The organism is Streptomyces palmae (assembly GCF_004684805.1).
Classification (GTDB): domain Bacteria; phylum Actinomycetota; class Actinomycetes; order Streptomycetales; family Streptomycetaceae; genus Streptomyces; species Streptomyces palmae.
Genome location: NZ_SRID01000128.1, coordinates 1 through 16,646 on the forward strand (window position 1 = coordinate 1; position 16,646 = coordinate 16,646).

At 73.9% G+C, this 16,646-nt stretch carries 13 protein-coding genes; 8 read left to right on the forward strand and 5 right to left on the reverse strand.

Going from position 1 to position 16,646, the window contains the following annotated elements; all coding sequences use genetic code 11:
• Positions 1-448 precede the first annotated feature (448 nt).
• Positions 449-1,561, forward strand: a complete 1,113-nt coding sequence (locus E4099_RS15510) for a helix-turn-helix domain-containing protein (RefSeq protein WP_135339645.1) — start codon at positions 449-451, stop codon at positions 1,559-1,561.
• Positions 1,562-1,688: 127 nt separating this feature from the next.
• Here E4099_RS15510 and E4099_RS15515 read toward each other — a convergent pair whose 3' ends face one another.
• A complete protein-coding gene (locus tag E4099_RS15515; RefSeq protein ID WP_135339646.1) occupies positions 1,689-2,615 on the reverse strand; it encodes a phosphotransferase family protein in 927 nt (308 codons plus the stop codon).
• A 178-nt stretch (positions 2,616-2,793) separates the two neighbouring features.
• Between E4099_RS15515 and E4099_RS15520 the strand changes: the two genes are divergently transcribed.
• A complete protein-coding gene (locus E4099_RS15520; protein WP_135339647.1) occupies positions 2,794-3,411 on the forward strand; it encodes a hypothetical protein in 618 nt (205 codons plus the stop codon).
• Positions 3,412-3,647: 236 nt separating this feature from the next.
• On the opposite strand, the gene E4099_RS15525 is transcribed toward E4099_RS15520, so the two are convergent.
• Positions 3,648-4,742 (reverse strand): CobW family GTP-binding protein, encoded by a 1,095-nt coding sequence (locus E4099_RS15525; protein WP_135339648.1) that lies wholly within the window; start codon positions 4,740-4,742, stop codon positions 3,648-3,650.
• Positions 4,743-4,902: 160 nt separating this feature from the next.
• On the opposite strand from E4099_RS15525, the gene E4099_RS15530 reads away from it, so the two are divergent.
• Both E4099_RS15530 and E4099_RS15535 read left to right on the forward strand, forming a co-directional pair.
• Entirely contained in the window at positions 4,903-5,901 is a 999-nt protein-coding gene (locus E4099_RS15530) for a hydroxyacid dehydrogenase (protein ID WP_135339649.1), read from the forward strand.
• A gap of 362 nt (positions 5,902-6,263) precedes the next feature.
• Positions 6,264-7,400: a CaiB/BaiF CoA transferase family protein gene (locus E4099_RS15535; RefSeq protein WP_135339650.1), complete on the forward strand. Its 1,137-nt coding sequence runs from the start codon at positions 6,264-6,266 to the stop codon at positions 7,398-7,400.
• Between the two features lie 40 nt (positions 7,401-7,440).
• On the opposite strand, the gene E4099_RS15540 is transcribed toward E4099_RS15535, so the two are convergent.
• The gene (locus E4099_RS15540; protein WP_135339651.1) at positions 7,441-9,294 is read right to left on the reverse strand and encodes an ABC transporter ATP-binding protein; all 1,854 of its coding nucleotides are present in this window, start codon (positions 9,292-9,294) and stop codon (positions 7,441-7,443) included.
• 96 nt (positions 9,295-9,390) lie between these two features.
• Here E4099_RS15540 and E4099_RS15545 point away from each other — a divergent pair, with 96 nt between their 5' ends.
• On the forward strand, positions 9,391-9,846 hold the full coding sequence (locus E4099_RS15545; RefSeq protein WP_135339652.1) for a MarR family winged helix-turn-helix transcriptional regulator: 456 nt from the start codon (positions 9,391-9,393) through the stop codon (positions 9,844-9,846).
• 34 nt (positions 9,847-9,880) lie between these two features.
• Here E4099_RS15545 and E4099_RS15550 read toward each other — a convergent pair whose 3' ends face one another.
• The gene (locus E4099_RS15550; RefSeq protein ID WP_386390669.1) at positions 9,881-10,627 is read right to left on the reverse strand and encodes a hypothetical protein; all 747 of its coding nucleotides are present in this window, start codon (positions 10,625-10,627) and stop codon (positions 9,881-9,883) included.
• A gap of 244 nt (positions 10,628-10,871) precedes the next feature.
• Between E4099_RS15550 and E4099_RS15555 the strand changes: the two genes are divergently transcribed.
• Entirely contained in the window at positions 10,872-12,797 is a 1,926-nt protein-coding gene (locus E4099_RS15555) for an ABC transporter transmembrane domain-containing protein (RefSeq protein ID WP_135339653.1), read from the forward strand.
• On the forward strand, positions 12,794-14,575 hold the full coding sequence (locus E4099_RS15560; RefSeq protein ID WP_135339654.1) for an ABC transporter ATP-binding protein: 1,782 nt from the start codon (positions 12,794-12,796) through the stop codon (positions 14,573-14,575). Before E4099_RS15555 ends, E4099_RS15560 begins: the two co-directional genes overlap by 4 nt.
• Before the next feature lie 94 nt (positions 14,576-14,669).
• On the opposite strand, the gene E4099_RS15565 is transcribed toward E4099_RS15560, so the two are convergent.
• Positions 14,670-15,461, reverse strand: coding sequence for a metal-dependent hydrolase (locus tag E4099_RS15565; RefSeq protein WP_135339655.1), 792 nt, complete (start codon positions 15,459-15,461; stop codon positions 14,670-14,672).
• A 135-nt stretch (positions 15,462-15,596) separates the two neighbouring features.
• Here E4099_RS15565 and E4099_RS15570 point away from each other — a divergent pair.
• Positions 15,597-16,646, forward strand: a 1,050-nt coding sequence (locus E4099_RS15570) for a DEAD/DEAH box helicase (protein WP_135339656.1), incomplete at its 3' end; no start/stop codon positions are given.

The window sequence follows — 16,646 nt, forward strand, 5'->3', positions numbered from 1 at the left end:
GGGCGGGAGACGGGGTGCGCCGGGCCCGGGCGGCGGCCTCCGCGTATCGGGACGGGCGCGGCCGCGAGCGGCTGGAGCGGCCTGCCCGGCTCCCCCGCGCTCAGGCAGCCGTGGCCGCGCGACCGGTGGCGGTCGGCCTGAGCCCCTGGTGCCGGGCGGGCACCCTGGGGGCGGATCCGGGTGCCACCGCGGTACGGCCGTCCTCGGTGGCGTGCCGGGTCACCGCGCCGCCAGGGGCCGTGGCGGCCGCCCACCGGCGCGGTCGCGAGGTCGGGCCGTCCGGCACACGCGCTCTTCCTTCTCTCTCCACGGCCGCTCCCGCGGGCCGCGGCCGTCGTTGTGGTTCCAGCCAACCGTAGGCGCCGATCATGCCTCTGGACATGTCCCACCTCACGTGATTCGGCGGCCCACTTGTGCCGGGCCACAACGAGGGCCGAGCATGCACCGCATGCGGCGTGATGGCTGGGACAGCGTGGTCGACCTGATCGAACGGGTCGTCGGGGAGGACGACCTGCTGCCGTCCGTGGTCACCGGTGTGCGCACGATGGTGCGGGAGATCGCGGTGCTCCCGCCCTCCGACATCGCCGGGCACACCCGTGCGCTGCTGGCCGCGGCGACGCGGGCGTTGGCGGCTCGGCGGGGTCCGACGGAGGCGGAGTTGTCGTTCGTGGAGGAGCTCGGCGTCACCCGAGCCCGGCAGGGCGTGCCCATCGAGGCGGTGCTCGGGGCCATCCACATCGCCGAGCGGGCGATCTGGTCGCGGGCCCGGGATGCCGCCGCCGAGGCCGGGATCCCGGCCGAGCTGCTGTTCGACGCGCGGGAACTGTACGACGACTGGGCCGAGGCGGTGCGCTCCAGGCTGATCAGGGCCCACCGCGCCACCGGGACCGACCCGCACGCGGGCGTGGGCGATCGGGACCTGATGGTGCTGCGACGCCTGTTGGAGGGCGGCTCGGCGGCCACGCTGGCAGCCGCCGAGGCCGGGCTGCCCGCGACCGGCGGGCTGTGGGTGCTGGTCGCCCGGCCGGACGACACCGGCCTGGAGCACTCGCCGCGCGATCACGCCCCGGCGCTGATGGGGCATGTGGACGGCCTGCTGGTCGGCGTGCTCACCCGGCCGCCCTCGGCGCGCGCCGCCAGGGCCGAGACGGCGGCCGGACTCGCGGGCCCGGCCGAGCCGGAGGAGCTGGGCGCCCTGCGGCGCCTGGCCGTCGCCGCGCTGACGGCCGCCGAGTCGACCAGACGGACCGGCGTGGTGCATGTGGCCGATGTGGCCGTGCTCGCCGCCGTGGCCGACCGCGCCGACCTGGCCGCGGTGCTGCTGGATCGCCACCGGACGGCCTGGAGCGCGCTCGGCGCCAACGCCGAACCAGTCGCCCTCGCCGTCCGCGCCTGGCTGGAGGCCGGCCGGGAGGTGGCCTCGGCGGCCGAGCGGCTGTTCGTCCACCCCAACACGGTGCGGAACCGGGTCCAGCGCTTCGCCGACGTCACCGGCATCGACCCTTTCGACACCTTCGGCGCCATCAACGCCTGGTGGCTGTGCCGGGCCTGGCTGACCTGACCGCCTCCCCCGGCAGGCGGCGCCCGGGAACCGGGAGCGGTTCACCCGCCGCGGCACCGGCAGGCGATGGGCGGCCATCGGCAGGCCCAGGCCGAGGAGTTCTCAGCCGCGCCGGGCGGACCGGGGTTCACTCCTCGGCGGCCGAGAGTTCCTCGTACAGGCCCTCCAGGGCGGTGCGGTCGTCGTCGGTGCCCGTGTGGGGGGCGGCGAACCAGGACAGGTACTCGGCGATCTCGGAGAGCCTCCAGTCGAGCGCGAACAGCTCGACCATCGCCGGGTCGTGGTCCAGCCGCTCCCCCGCGCCGGCCTCCAGCAGGTCGGCGTAGTCCCGCTCGCGGGGCGCCAGCGCCAGCGACTCCCAGTCGACCAGGGTCAGGCCGCACGCGGTGATGACCTGGTTGTCGTTGTGCGGCTCACCGTGGGTGGGCACCCATGCGTCCCGGCGGGCGCGGGCCAGGTCGGCCAGCTCCAGGTACCGGCTGGTCCAGCGCGCGATCGCCTCGTGGCGCGCGGCCAGCGCGGCCCGAGCCTCCTGGGCGAGGGGGCCGGAGGTCCAGGGCTCGGCGGTGCGGGCCCGCACCTCGTCGGCGAACCGCGGCCCGACCCGCGGAGTCCACTCCCGCAGGCCCTCGGGGGGTGCGGCGCGGTGCAGCGCGGCCAGCGCGGCCACGACCTCGCCGACGTGCCGGGGCTCGCCGGCCTCCGTCTCGGTCGGGGACCGCCCGTCCAGCCAGGGCGTCACGCTGAGGGCGCCGCACCCGGCGTCGACGGTGAACCGCCCGGACCGGGACGGCAGCGGAGCGCACACCGCGTCCAGACCGGCGGCGGCCAGGGCGGCGGCACCGGCGTAGGTGGCCTCCAGCGATGCCGCGGTGTGCCTGGGGCCCAGCTGGTCCAACGTCACGAACAGGGTGGTTCCGCCACCGGCGACTCGCCAGTGGTGCGCGCCGAAACCCCAGGGCAGGTAGCGGGCTTCGGTGGCCTCGGGCAGCCAGTGGGTGGCGACCGCGCCCGCGATCGCCTTGTCGTCGATGAAGGACGGAGGGGTCAGCACAAGGTCCGATCCTAGGGAGCGGCACCGGGGGCGGCCACGGGATTTCCCCCGGAGCGTGCCCGTCGGCGGCGGTCGCGCGGTACGAGGAGCCTCCGGCGCCCCGGCCTGGTCGAGGTGCCGCGGGCCCTTGGACGGGGCCGGTCGGCGATCCGGCGCGGGGCGGCGGGATGATGAGCGGATGAACCGCGATGATGCTTTGGTCGGCCACTGGAGTAGTGCCCCGTTCGACTACGGGGTCATGGAAAGCAGTGACCTGGGGTTCCTGCCCGACGGGCGGGGGTGGAGCGTGGTCGCCAACCTGGCGGGCATGGAGATCGTCCGGTTCCGCTGGCACTGCCCTGGCCCCGGGGCGCTGGAGGTCGCCGAGGAGTGGTACGCGCGCGGCGACTGGTCGGTGGAGGGGGAGATGACCACCGTGCACGAGAGCCGACCGTGGCGGGAGGTGGTGCGCACCGGCTACCGCTTCGTCGTGGAGGAGGGCCTGGTCGGGGAAGCCGAGGCGGTGCCCGCGGTGCGGTTCGACACGCCGCTCGCCGGGGTCGCGCTCTTCGCCCGGGGCCCCGGGAGATCGAGGCCGACCACGATCCGGCCCACAAGGTGCTGCCCGCTCGCTGAGCCGGGGTTTCCGCGGTGCCCGGTGCGGCGGCGAGGGCCGCGGGGGCGGCCCGGCGCTGGTCCGGGCCGTCCCCGCGGCCCTCCCCTGGTCGGGCCCGCCTCACTTCTGGTCGTCTCGCTCGCCCTCGGCCTGGGAGGGCGTGGTGCGCGGTACGTCCGGGTGCTTCTCGTTACCGGGTAGCCGTCGGCCGGTAGCGGTGTTCTCCTCGTCGTCCCGTTCTCCCTCGGCCTGGGAGGGTGTCTGCTCCCACATGTCCCACATGGCTCCTCCTTCTCCGGCGGCCCCTGCCCGCGGGGTGCCGCGGGCAGCCGGGTACCCGGAGCGGCCGGAACCATGCCGTTTCCGGCATCTCCATCGCATTCCGGTCACCCCAGGTGGGCGGACAGCCGCGAGGGGTGGCGAGGGGGCTGGGCCGATCAGTCCTCGTACGGGGCGGCGTCGTCCCGCGGGTCCCGGTGCTCCTCCGCGGGCTGGTCCACATAGCGCAGTACGCCCAGCATGAGGTGCTCCTCGACGCCGGCGGGGTCGGGCTCCACGCAGGCGGCGAGGGCCTCCTTGAGGGCCGCGGTGTCGATGCCGGTGCCGATCAGGACGAGCTGGGTGCGGCGCGGTTCCCCGGCGGGCCACGGGGTGGGCGTGAAGCGCAGGAAGGCGCCGACGGCGTGCAGCCCGTACCTGCGGTCCGGGTCGGGGGCGAACGCGGCGAAGCCCTTGACCCGGTAGAGGCCGGCGGGCCTGGTGTCCAGGAGGTCCAGGAAGCGGCGCGGGTGCAGCGGGAGTTCGGAGGTGAACTCCACGCTGTCGTAGGCCGCGTGGAGATGGCCGCCGGCCTCGTGGCAGTCGGTGTGGTCGTGGTCCTCGGTGCACAGGTCGGCGAAGGACAACTGGTGGTAGCCGGCCCGGTCCGCCGGGCCGGTCCGCTCCTCGAAGAGGAAGGCGGGGTCGACCCGGCCGTACTCCGCGGCCACCACCGGGGTGCCGGGAGCGATCCCCCGTACGGTCTCCAGGACGCGCTGCGCGGCGGCGGCGTCCATGCGGTCGGTCTTGTTGAGCACCAGGGCGTCGGCGGCCCGCAGATGGCGGTCGATCTCGGGGTGCCGGTCGCGTGTGGCGTCGAACTCGGCCGCGTCGACGACCTCGACCAGGCCGCCGTAGATGATGCGTTCGTCCTCGCTGGCCAGCAGCATCCGGATCATGCTCTGCGGCTCGGCCAGCCCGCTGGCCTCGATCACGATCACGTCGATCCCGGCGGACGGGCGGGCCAGCCGGTCCACCATGGCGTCCAGCTCCGAGGCGTCGGCGGCGCAGCACAGGCAGCCGTTCTCGATCGGGATCATGGAGTCGACCTGCCCGGCCACGGCCAGGGCGTCGATGTTGATGCTGCCGAAGTCGTTCACGATGACCCCGACGCGGGTGTCCCGGCCGGCGCGCAGCAGGTGGTTGAGGAGGGTGGTCTTGCCGGATCCCAGGAAGCCGGCGATGAGGACGACCGGTATCCGATTCCCTGCCAAGGTGCTGCCTTCCCTGCCGTGCTCTGCTCGCGGACCGCCCATCGTAACGGCGGGTCGGCACTGCCCCGGGACGCCGAGGCGCCGTCGCGCCGGGCCGTTTGCCGGGAGACTGGTGCGGCTGTGCCCCTGTGTCGTGCCGTTCGACCTTCCGGGAGTGTCCATGCCCTCGCCTGCCGCGCTGTTCGTGATGGATCCCGTGCACCTGCCCCGGCTGTTTCCCGAGCCGCTGCTCGACCGGCTGGCCACGCTGCTGCGGGTGCCGCGGCAGGCCGCGCCCCGTCCGGTGGCGCCGGACGGGATGGATCCGGCCGAGGTGGAGCTGCTGATCACCGGCTGGGGCTGTGCCCCGCTGACCGCGGAGGTACTGGCCGGGCTGCCCAAGCTGCGGACCGTGCTGCACGCCGCGGGCAGCGTCAAGGCCCACATCACCCCGGCCTGTTGGGACCGCGGGCTGGTGGTGTGCTCGGCGGCGGCGGCCAACGCGCTGCCGGTCGCCGAGTTCACGCTGGCGGCGATCCTGCTGTGCGGCAAGGACGCGCTGCGGCTGCGCGGGCGGTACGCGGACGAGTGCCGCCTGCCCGGCCCGGAGGCGACCGCCCGGATCGGCAACCTCGGCCGCCGGGTGGGGATCGTCGGGGCCTCCCGGATCGGGCGGCGGGTGATCGAGTTGATGCGCCCCTTCGATCTGGAGGTCGCGGTGTACGACCCGTACCTGTCGGTCGCCGAGGGGCGGGAGCTGGGGGCGCGGGTGCTGCCGCTGGACGAGTTGGTGGCCACCAGCGCGGTGCTGAGCCTGCACGCGCCGGCCCTGCCGGAGACCCGCCATCTGCTGGACGCCCGGCGGCTGGCGCTGATGCCGGACGGCGCGGCGCTGGTGAACACCGCGCGCGGGGCGCTGGTGGACACCCCGGCCCTCACCGCGGAGTTGCGGACGGGGCGCCTGTCGGCGGTGCTCGATGTCACCGAGCCGGAGCCGCTGCCGGCCGGCTCCCCGCTGTACCGGCTGCCGAACGTCCTGCTCACCCCGCATATCGCCGGGGCGTTGGGCACGGAGCTGGAGCGGCTGGGGGCGGCGGTGGCCGAGGAGGTGGAGCGGCTGTGCTCGGGAGCGGCACCGCGGTACCGGGTCCTGCGCGAGGATCTGGCCCGGATCGCCTGACCGTGCGGATGTGACGCGCTGCGGCGCTCCTGGGGGGCCCGGTCCCCCGCCCGATCGACGTCCCCGCGGCGGCTGGGGCCGGCGGTGGCGACACACCGGGCCGGTGGTGGCAGGATCACGCTGCCGGGGCGGGCCGATCGTGTGGTGGGCTCGGAGGGCGCCGGGTGGACGGGCTGCCGTGTTCGTCCGGGGTTCCGCCGGAGCGTCGGCGCGAGGGCCTGCGCCTGGGGTGGGACGAGGCGGCGTTGCCGGGCACCATCGCGGTGCCGGGAGAAGGGAGCTGAGGGTGTGGCCGATCCAGGGGCGCGTCCACCGGAGGGCGGCGCGGTTCCGCGCGCTGCCCGGACGGCCGGGGGTGTGAGGTGAATCCACCGCCCCTGCACGGTGTCACGGTGGTCGCGCTGGAGCAGGCCGTGGCCGCGCCGTACGCCACCCGGCAGTTGGCCGACCTCGGCGCCCGGGTCATCAAGGTCGAACGGCCGGGGGGCGACTTCGCGCGCGACTACGACCATGCGGTCAAGGGCATGTCGGCGTACTTCGTCTGGGTCAACCGGGGCAAGGAGAGCGTGGTCCTGGACCTGCGGGAGGAGGCCGACCGCTCCCTGCTGGACGCGCTGCTGGCCGCGGCCGATGTGTTCGTGCAGAACCTGCGGCCGGGCGCCTGCGAGCGGCTGGGACTTGGCGCCCGGACCCTGCGGGAGCGGCATCCGGCACTGATCACCTGCGAGATCACCGGATACGGGAGCACCGGGCCGTACCGCGACAAGAAGGCCTATGACCTGCTGGTGCAGTGTGAGACGGGTCTGGTGTCGGTCACCGGCGACCCGGCGGCCCCGGCCCGGGCGGGCATCTCGATAGCCGACATCGCCGGCGGCATGTACGCCTACAGCGGGATCCTGACCGCGCTGTACGAGCGCGAGCGCACCGGGCGCGGGACCGCGCTGGCGGTCTCGCTGCTGGACGCGCTGGGCGAGTGGATGGGACATCCGCTGTACACCCAGGTCCACGGGGGTGCGCCGGTGGCGCGCAGCGGCGCCCGCCATCCCTCGATCTCCCCGTACGGGCCCTACCGCTGCGGGGACGGGGCGCGGGTGTTCCTGAGCGTGCAGAACGACCGGGAGTGGGTGGCGCTGTGCGAGCGGGTGCTGCGCCGGCCGGATCTGGTGCGGGACCCCCGGTTCGCCGAGAACCCGCTGCGGCACGCGCACGACGAGGAGTTGACCGCCGTGTTGGAGGGGTGCTTCGGGGCGCACACCGCGGACGGCCTGAGCGCGCTGCTGGACGGGGTGGGCATCGCCAACGCCCGGCTGCGCACGGTCGGGGAGTTCGCCGCGCATCCGCAGTTGGCGGCGCGGGACCGCTGGCGGGAGTTCGGTTCGCCGGTGGGGCCGCTGCGCGGTCTGCTGCCGCCGGTCGAGGTCTACGGGCGGGAGGCGCCGATGCGCCCGGTGCCCGCGCTGGGCGAGCACACGGAGGCGATCCGGGCGGAGTTCTCCTGAGCCGGCGCCGCGGCGGCCCCGCGGTGGGGCCGCCGGCGCGTCAGGGAGCGGGGACCGGGTCCGCTCGCGGCACGGGGGCGGGGTCCTGGTCGGCCGGGAGCCGGGTGTCCTGGCGGACGAGTGCCGCGTAGCGGCCGTCCAGCTCCATCAGCCGGCTGTGGCTGCCCTGTTCCACGATCCGGCCGCCGTCCAGGACGATGATCTGGTCGGCGTCGCGGACGGTGGACAGGCGGTGCGCGATGGTGATCGTGGTGCGGCCCGCCGAGAGCGCGTCGATGGCCTGTTGTACGGCGTGCTCGGTGCGGGTGTCCAGGGCGCTGGTGGCCTCGTCGAGGACGAGCACCGGCGGGTCGCGCAGGATGGTGCGGGCGATGGCCAGGCGCTGCTTCTCCCCGCCGGAGAAACGGTAGCCGCGCTCGCCGACGAGGGTCTGGTAGCCCTCCGGCAGGGCGGCGATGTGGTCGTGGATCTGGGCGGCGCGGGCGGCGGCGACCAGTTCCTCGTCGGTGGCGTCCGGTTTGGCGAAGCGCAGGTTGTCGGCGATGGAGGCGTGGAAGAGGTAGGTCTCCTGGGCGACCACGCCGACCCCGCGGGCGAGGGTGTCGAAGTCGAGGTCGCGGACGTCGACCCCGTCCAGCAGGACGCGGCCCCCGGTGACGTCGTAGAGCCGGGGCACCAGGTAGCTCAGGCTGCTCTTGCCGGAACCGGTGGGGCCGACGATGGCCAGGCTGCCGCCGGCGGGCACGGTCAGGTCGATGCCTCGCAGGGTGAGGCGCTCGGGCGCGGTGCCCTGGCCGTCGTAGCCGAAGTCGACGGCCTCGAAGCGCACCTCGCCGCGGACCTTCTCCAGCCGGACCGGGTCGGCGGGCTCGGTGATGTCCACCGGCATGTCCAGGTACTCGAAGATGCGCTGGAACAGGGCGAGCGAGGTCTGCATCTGCACGCCGGTGGAGAGCAGGCTCACGGTCGGCCGGAACAGGCCCTGCTGGAGCGAGACGAAGGCGACCAGGGTGCCGATGGAGACATCGGGGCCGCCTGCCTCCAGGGCGATGCCGGCGGTCCAGTAGATGACGGCGGGCATCGCGGCCAGCACCACGCCGATGGTGGACATGCGCCAGCGGCCGGCCATGTTGGCGCGTATCTCCAGGTCCACCAGCCGGTCGGACTCCCGGGCGAAGGCCTCGGTCAGCGAGTCGGAGCGGCCCATGGTGCGGCCGAGCAGGATGCCGCTGACCGAGAGCGACTCGGTGACCAGGGCGGACATCGCCGCCATCTGCTTCTGCCGCTGGGAGGTGATCTTCTTGCGCTCGTTGCCCACCCGCCGGCTGATCGCCACGAACAGCGGGAGCAGGAGCAGGGAGACGGCGGTCAGCCGCCAGTCCAGCGCCAGCATGGCGACCACGGAGGCGGTGACGCTGGTCAGGTTGGAGACCAGCGAGGTGGCCGTGGAGGTGACGGTGGCCTGCATCCCGCCGATGTCGTTGGCGATGCGCGACTGCACCTCGCCGGTGCGGGTCCGGGTGAAGAAGGCGAGCGGCATGCGCTGCAGCCGGTCGTAGACGGCGGTGCGCAGGTCGTGCATGACGCGCTGGCCGACGGTGGTGGACAGCAGGGTCTGCAGCACGCCGAAGACTCCGTTGACCACGGCGGCGGCGACCATGCCGAGGGCCAGCAGGGTCAGCAGGCCGGTGCGGCCCTCGGGGATGGCGGTGTCCAGGATCGCGCGGAGCAGGAAGGGTGAGGCGACCGAGACCAGCGAGGCGGCGGCGACCAGCAGCCCGACCAGGGCCAGCCGACCGCGGTAGGGGCGGAACAGCCGGAGGATGCGGCGGGTCTGCGCGGGCTGGTCGGGGTCGGGGGGAGGTGGGGTCCATGTCGGTGCGTCGTGGTGCATGGGCTCCTTCCGGGAGCGGCGGACGATACGGGAACACAGAGCCTAGCTCATTGTTACCTAAACTCACAATGAACCTGGTCCTGATAGGGTCGGGGCATGTCCGACTCCCTCCCCGACGAATCCGGCCGGCTCGCCGAGCAGCTGCTCCACCTCACCCGCCGGCTGCAGCGCGCACAGAAGCGCCGGCTGGAGCCGCTGGGCGTCACCCCGGCCCAGGCCCGGCTGCTGCGCATCGTCGGCCACCGCGACCGGGACGGCCGAGCGCCCCGGATGGCGGACCTGGCCCAGCGGCTGGAGGTGGTGCCCCGCGCGGTGACCACCCTGGTGGACGCCCTGGAGAGCCATGGCTCGGTGCGCCGGGCACCGGATCCGGACAATCGCCGGGTGGTCCGCATCGAACTCACCGACGCCGGACGGGCCACCCTGCGGACCCTGCGAGCCGCCCGCCGCGCCGCCGCCGAGGACGTGCTGGCACCGCTGTCCGCACAGCAGCGCCAGGTGCTCGGCGGCCTGCTGGACACCCTGGGGCCCGACCCCGAGCGCCGCCGCTGACAGCCGCTCAGCCCGGTCGGCCGTTACGCCGCGTTCAGCCGGCCAGGTGGGCCCGGTCACCCATCACCACGACCGGGTGGGCGGCCGGGTCGAGGTGCGTGAGCAGGTACTCCATCCCCGCCTTGGACAGGCTCACGCAGGCAGAGGTGCCGCTGCCGTGGTCCATGTGCAGCCAGATGCTGCCGCCCTTGCTCTGCCCCTCGGGCCGGGTGGGGTCGAGCGGGCTGGTGCCCTTGACCCGGTTGTAGTCGATGGCGATGACGTAGTCGAAGTCGTGCCAGTGGGTCTTGGGCCAGTAGTGCGGGGCGGCGAACGCGGGATTGGCCGCGTAGGGCAGCGCGGCTCCCGGATCCGGCAGCACTCCCCCGGCGTCGCTGAGCGTGTAGACCCCGACCGGGCTGCGCTTGTCGCCCTCCTGATGGCGGGTCGTCCAGCCGCGCTTCCCGTTGTGCGCGGGCCAGTCCCGCTCCTGCCGCCAGTTTCGGCCGTGCCGGGTGTAGAGGGCCACGGTGGCGTCGCCCGAGTCCACCCCCTTGCCGTAGACCACCACGATCTGGCGGGAGTCGGCCGGGACGCGCGACCAGAGGGCGTCCCCCACCCCGGGAACGCGGGTCCTGTCCACCGCCGGCGCGGCGCCGTGCGACGGCCGTCCGGTCGGGCGGTCGCCGTTCTCGGCGTCGCCGCCGGATCCACCGCCGCAGCCGGTGGCCAGCAGGACCGCCGCGGCGGACAGGAGGACGGTACGCATGCACAAGGTGCCCGAGATACGCATGCCGGCCATCGTCGCACCTCGCCACGGATATCCCCCAGTCCGGACTGGCGCGTTCCCGGTCACGGCCCGGAAAACCAGTTGATTCCGGCTACCTGACGCGGCGACGCTTTCACGGTTCGCGGCCCACCGCCGCCTCGACCGCCAGGGCATCACTCTGCCCTCCCTTGACAACTTCGCACCATTTCGCACCGTTTCGATCAGATTTACCTGGATTTCCCCGGCTTCGCCCGCCCCCGAGCCATCCTGGGACGACATGCAGATTCGCGACCTTCCCTACCCCGACCCCGGCCGACCGGATGTCCGCTCCGGCCGCCATCTACTGATCTGGCTGGGCCGCAACCAACTGGCCGGGCAGATCAAGGCGACGCTGTGGGGACTGCTGCACATGGCCGCGGTCGCCTCGTTCCCGATCCCGGTCGGCCTGGCGGTACAGGCCGTGGTGGACCGGTCCGGCACCCGTTTGGCGCTGGCCGGCGGGCTGATGGCGCTGCTGGGCGCGCTGTCGGCCTTCGGCGACGCCATGGTGCACCGGGCCGTGGTCACCAACTGGATCACCGCGGCCGCCCGGATCCAGCAGCTGCTGGCCCGCAAGACGGCCGAGCTCGGCGCGGCGCTCACCCAGCGGGTGGCGGCCGGCGAGGTGGTCACGGTGTCCACCGGCGACGTGGAGAAGATCAGCTGGTTCGTGGAGGCGCTGTCGCGGTTCACCGCGGCCCTGCTCACCACCATCGGGGTGTGCGTGGCACTGGTGGTGTACCAGCCGGCGTTGGGCGGTGTGGTGGCGATGGGCGTGCCCGCGCTGGCGCTGGCCGTCCTCCCGCTGCTGCCGCGCGCCACCCGGCGGGCCGACGAGCAGCGGGAGAAGGCCGGGCGGGCCACCGAGCTGGCCTCCGACACGGTGGCCGGTCTGCGGGTGCTGCGCGGTATCGGCGGCGAGGAGCTGTTCCTGACGCGGTACCGGCGGGCCTCCCAGGAGGTGCGGGTCGCGGCGGTGCGCAGCGCCCGGATGTGGGCGCTGATCGCGGCGGTGCAGGTAGTGCTGCCCGGGCTGCTGCTGATCGGGGTGGTCTGGTACGGGGCGGGGCTGGCGCACGAGGGCCGGATCGGCGTGGGCGAGCTGGTCACCGTCTACAGCGCCGTCACCTTTCTACTCTTTCCCTTGCAGCAGTTCGAGGAGATCGCCCAGGCCTACTCCTTCTCCCGCCCCTCGGCGCAGCGCGCCGCCCGGGTGCTGGCGCTGCGTCGGACGGAGCCGGCGGTCGGAGCCGAGGAAGCGGCGGGGGCATGGCACGGGCAGCCGCTGGGCGGGGACCTGTACGACCCGGCCAGTGGGCTGGCCGCGCCGGAGGGCCGGTTGACCGCGGTGGTGTGCGGCGATCCGGACGCGGCGGGCCGGCTGGCGGAGCGCCTGGGCGGGCATGCCGCCGCCGAGGAGCCGGACACGGCCGGCAAGGAGCCGTCGGTGCTGCTCGGCGGGGTGCCGCTGGACGAGGTGCCGCTGGCGGTGGCGCGCGCCGCGGTGCTGGTGCAGGACAAGGATCCGGTGCTGCTGTCCGGGTCGCTCGCCGAGCTGCTCGCGGTGCCGTGTTCGGGCGCGGTGCCGGTGGCGCGGGCGCTGGCCGCGGCCCAGTGCGCTGATGTGCTGGAGGCCCTGGCCCGGTCCGCCCCGCGGTCGGACGGGGCGCCGCCGGACCCGATGAGCGCCACCATCACCGAGCGCGGCCGGTCGCTCTCCGGCGGGCAGCGGCAGCGGCTGGCCCTGGCCCGGTCGCTGGTGACCGATCCGGAGGTGCTGGTGCTGGACGAGCCCACCTCGGCCGTGGACTCGCACACCGAGGCACGGATCGCGGAGGGAGTGCGCGACCTGCGCTCGGGGCGTACCACGGTGGTGCTCACCTCCAGCCCGCTGCTGCTGGACCGGGCCGACCGGGTGGTGTTCGTACGGGACGGGCGGGCGGTGGCGACCGGGACGCACCGGGAGCTGCTGGGCGGCGCCGCCGGCTACCGGGCGGTGGTCACCCGTCAGACCGAGGCGGAGCACCAGATGGCCGGCCCGGCCCCGCGGTGCGTTCCCGCACGGGACCGACCGGAGGGCGGCACCGGGGATGCCGCCGTGCGCGCCGAGCGGAAGCCGGACCCGGCGCGGGAAGACAGCGAGCAGATCGAGGAGTCGGCATGATCGGCGTGACGCCACCGGCGTACGACCCCGCGGCCCCGGAGTCGGCCACCATCCTGCCGGTGGGCACCCCGGCGACGGTCCGCGGCTATGTCCGGGTACTGCTGCGCCGGCACCGGGGCGCCTTCTGGCTGCTGCTGGCGGTGAACACCGGGGCGGTACTGGCCTCGATGGTCGGTCCGTACCTGCTGGGCGGGCTGGTGCAGGACGTGTCCTCCGGGGCTCAGGAGCTGCATGTCGGGCGCACCGTCGCACTGTTCGCGGTGGCGCTGGCGGTGCAGACGGTGCTGGTCCGCGAGGTGCGGCTGCGCGGCGCGGTGCTGGGCGAGCGCATGCTGGCCGATCTGCGGGAGGACTTCCTGGTCCGGTCGGTGGGGCTGCCGCCGGGTGTACTGGAGCGGGCCGGCACCGGGGACCTGCTGTCCCGGATCACCACCGACATCGACCGGCTGTCCAGTGCCATGCGGGAGGCGGTGCCGCAGCTGTCGATCGGCGTGGTCTGGGTCGGGCTGCTGCTGGGCGCGCTGACCGTGACGGCACCGGAGTTGGGGCTGGCGGTGCTGATCGCGCTGCCGGGTCTGCTGATCGCCTGCCGCTGGTACTTCCGGCGCGCGCCCGGTGCGTACCGCTCGGAGGCGGCCGGGTACGCCGCGGTGGCCGCCGCGCTCACCGAGACGGTGGACGCGGGGCGGACCATCGAGGCGCACCGGCTGGGCGACCGGCGGGTGGCGCTGTCGGAGCAGCGCATCCAAGAGTGGGTCGGCTGGGAAAGGTACACGCTCTGGCTGCGGACGGTGCTGTTCCCGGCGGTCAACGGCACCTACACGGTGATCACCGGTTCGGTGCTGATGCTCGGCGGTGTCTTCGTGCTCGAGGGCTGGATGACCGTGGGCCAGCTGACCACCGGCGCGCTGCTGGCGCAGATGCTGGTGGAACCGGTGGGGATGATCCTGCGCTGGTACGACGAGTTGCAGATCGCCCAGGTGTCGCTGGCCCGGCTGGTCGGGGTGCGGGAGATCGAGCCGGACGTCGGGGACGGGGCGGTGGAGCCGGACGGCCGCGAGGTGGCGGCCGATCAGGTGCGCTTCGGATACCAGGCGGGCAGTGACGTCCTGCACGAGGTGTCCCTGCGGGTGGCCCCGGGCACCCGGGTGGCGCTGGTGGGCCCCTCCGGGGCGGGCAAGTCCACGCTGGGCCGGCTGCTGGCGGGCATCTACGCGCCGCGCACCGGCGAGGTGACCCTGGGCGGCGCGCGGCTGGCCGAGATGCCGGCCGAGCGGGTGCGGCGCCATGTGGCGCTGGTCAACCAGGAGCACCATGTGTTCACCGGCTCGCTGCGGGACAACCTGCTGCTGGCCCGTACCACGGCGCGGGACGCCGAGCTGTGGTCCGCGCTGGCGGCGGTGGACGCGGACGGCTGGGCGCGCGGTCTGGACGCGGGACTCGACACCGAGGTGGGTTCGGGCGGGCTGGCCCTGACCCCGGCACAGGCGCAGCAGATCGCGCTGGCCCGGCTGGTGCTCGCCGATCCGCACACGCTGGTGCTGGACGAGGCCACCTCGCTGCTGGATCCCCGGGCGGCACGGCATCTGGAGCGCTCACTGGCCCGGGTGCTGGAGGGGCGGACGGTGGTGGCCATCGCGCACCGGCTGCACACCGCCCATGACGCGGATGTGATCGCGGTGGTGGCGGACGGCCGGATCAACGAGCTGGGCAGCCATGCGGAACTGGTCGCGGCGGACGGGGCGTATGCGGCGTTGTGGCGGTCCTGGCAGCAGTGAGAAGGCAAGGAAAAGGCTGGGGGCCGGAGCATCCGCTCCGGCCCCCAGCCCCTTGCCCCGGCGCGCGGCCCCGCGGTGGGCGGGGCCGCGCCGGTCACAGATAACCCAGCGCGCCCAGTCCGCACACTCCGCCGAGCACCATGAAGGCGGGCATCAGCACCTTGACCTCGACCCAGGCGCCGGCGCGGAAGCGCATGCTCTTGGGCGGGCCTATCGGGTACCAGCGCTTGCGGCCGATCGGGATGGGCCACAGGATCGGGCAGCCGGAGACGGTCAGCGCGTCGCCGATGTCGTGCACCAGGGCACCGAGCACGATCGGCAGTCCGAGCCACAGGTACTCGTGTCCGTCTCCGGTGAACAGCCAGTGCGAGCCGTTGCCGGGCCTGTTCAGTATCTCGGCGAGGATCCAGGCGCTGGTCGCGCCCAGCAGCCACACCAGCACATCGCTGGAGACGCGGGCCATGCGCCACAGCAGGCCCTCGACGGCGAGCACCATGTGGACGAAGAGGATGCCGAGCACCGCCCACCGGCCGCCGGCGACGGCCAGCGCGGAGGCTCCGGCGCCGATCAGCACCGCCCACACCCAGGTGTGGGTGAGGGTGCGGTGACCACCGGAGCGGCGCGGGTCGCCCTTCTTCCTGGTCGCCTTGTACACCGCGTGCGACAGCTGGTCTATGACGCCGCACAGAGCGCGCGAGAGCGGGCCGAAGGACCGTGAGATGGTCGCCGACTTGTGGTCGAGGTCGGGGGCGAGGGCCGCTCCGGCGCAGATCAGCGCCCCGGTCACCAGCACCGGCCAGGGCATCTCATGCCCGGTCGCGCCGGCGGCCGCGCCCACCCCCAGCCAGGCCGCCGCCCCGGACAACGAGTGCGCCGGTCCCATCATGGTCGATCCCCGCCCCTGGTTTGTGCCCGCCCGTGGGCGGGAGTCGATGTCTCCGGTCCGGCCAGCCTAACGGCGGACGATCTTCGTCCGCACGGCCGGTGCCGACCGGCGCGAAAGACCAGGCAGTATAGGGGGGTGAACACTCTTATCGATCAGCTGCCGCGAGATGCCGACCCCGACGCGCTCTTCGAGGCGTTCTCCACGTGGGTCGAGGGGCGGGGCATCTCGCTGTACCCCGCCCAGGAGGAAGCGCTGATCGAGGTGGTCTCGGGGGCGAACGTCATCCTCTCCACCCCCACCGGCTCGGGCAAGAGCCTGGTGGCGGCGGGCGCGCACTTCACCGCGCTCGCGAACGACCAGGTGACCTTCTACACCGCGCCGATCAAGGCGCTGGTGTCGGAGAAGTTCTTCGAGCTGTGCAAGATCTTCGGTACCGAGAACGTCGGCATGCTCACCGGGGACGCCTCGGTCAACGCGGACGCCCCGGTGATCTGCTGCACCGCCGAGGTGCTGGCCTCCATCGCGCTGCGGGACGGCAGGGACGCCGACATCGGCCAGGTGGTGATGGACGAGTTCCACTTCTACGCCGAGCCGGACCGGGGCTGGGCCTGGCAGATTCCGCTGCTGGAGCTGGAGCAGGCGCAGTTCGTCCTGATGTCGGCGACGCTCGGCGACGTGTCGCGCTTCGAGGAGGACCTCACCCGGCGCACCGGGCGGCCCACCGCGGTGGTGCGCTCGGCGACCCGGCCGGTGCCGCTGAGCTACGAGTACCGCGCCACGCCGCTGACCGAGACGCTGACCGAGCTGCTGGAGACCCGGCAGGCACCGGTCTACATCGTGCACTTCACCCAGGCGGCGGCGGTGGAGCGGGCCCAGGCGCTGATGAGCATCAACATGTGCACCCGCGCCGAGAAGGACGAGATCGCCGCGCTGATCGGCAATTTCCGCTTCACCACGAAGTTCGGCCGGAACCTGTCCCGGTATGTGCGCCACGGGATCGGGGTGCACCACGCGGGGATGCTGCCCAAGTACCGGCGGCTGGTGGAGCGGCTGGCGCAGGCCGGTCTGCTGAAGGTCATCTGCGGCACCGACACCCTGGGGGTGGGGGTCAACGTGCCGATCCGCACGGTGCTGTTCACCGCGCTCACCAAGTACGACGGGCAGCGGGTGCGCACCCTGCGGGCC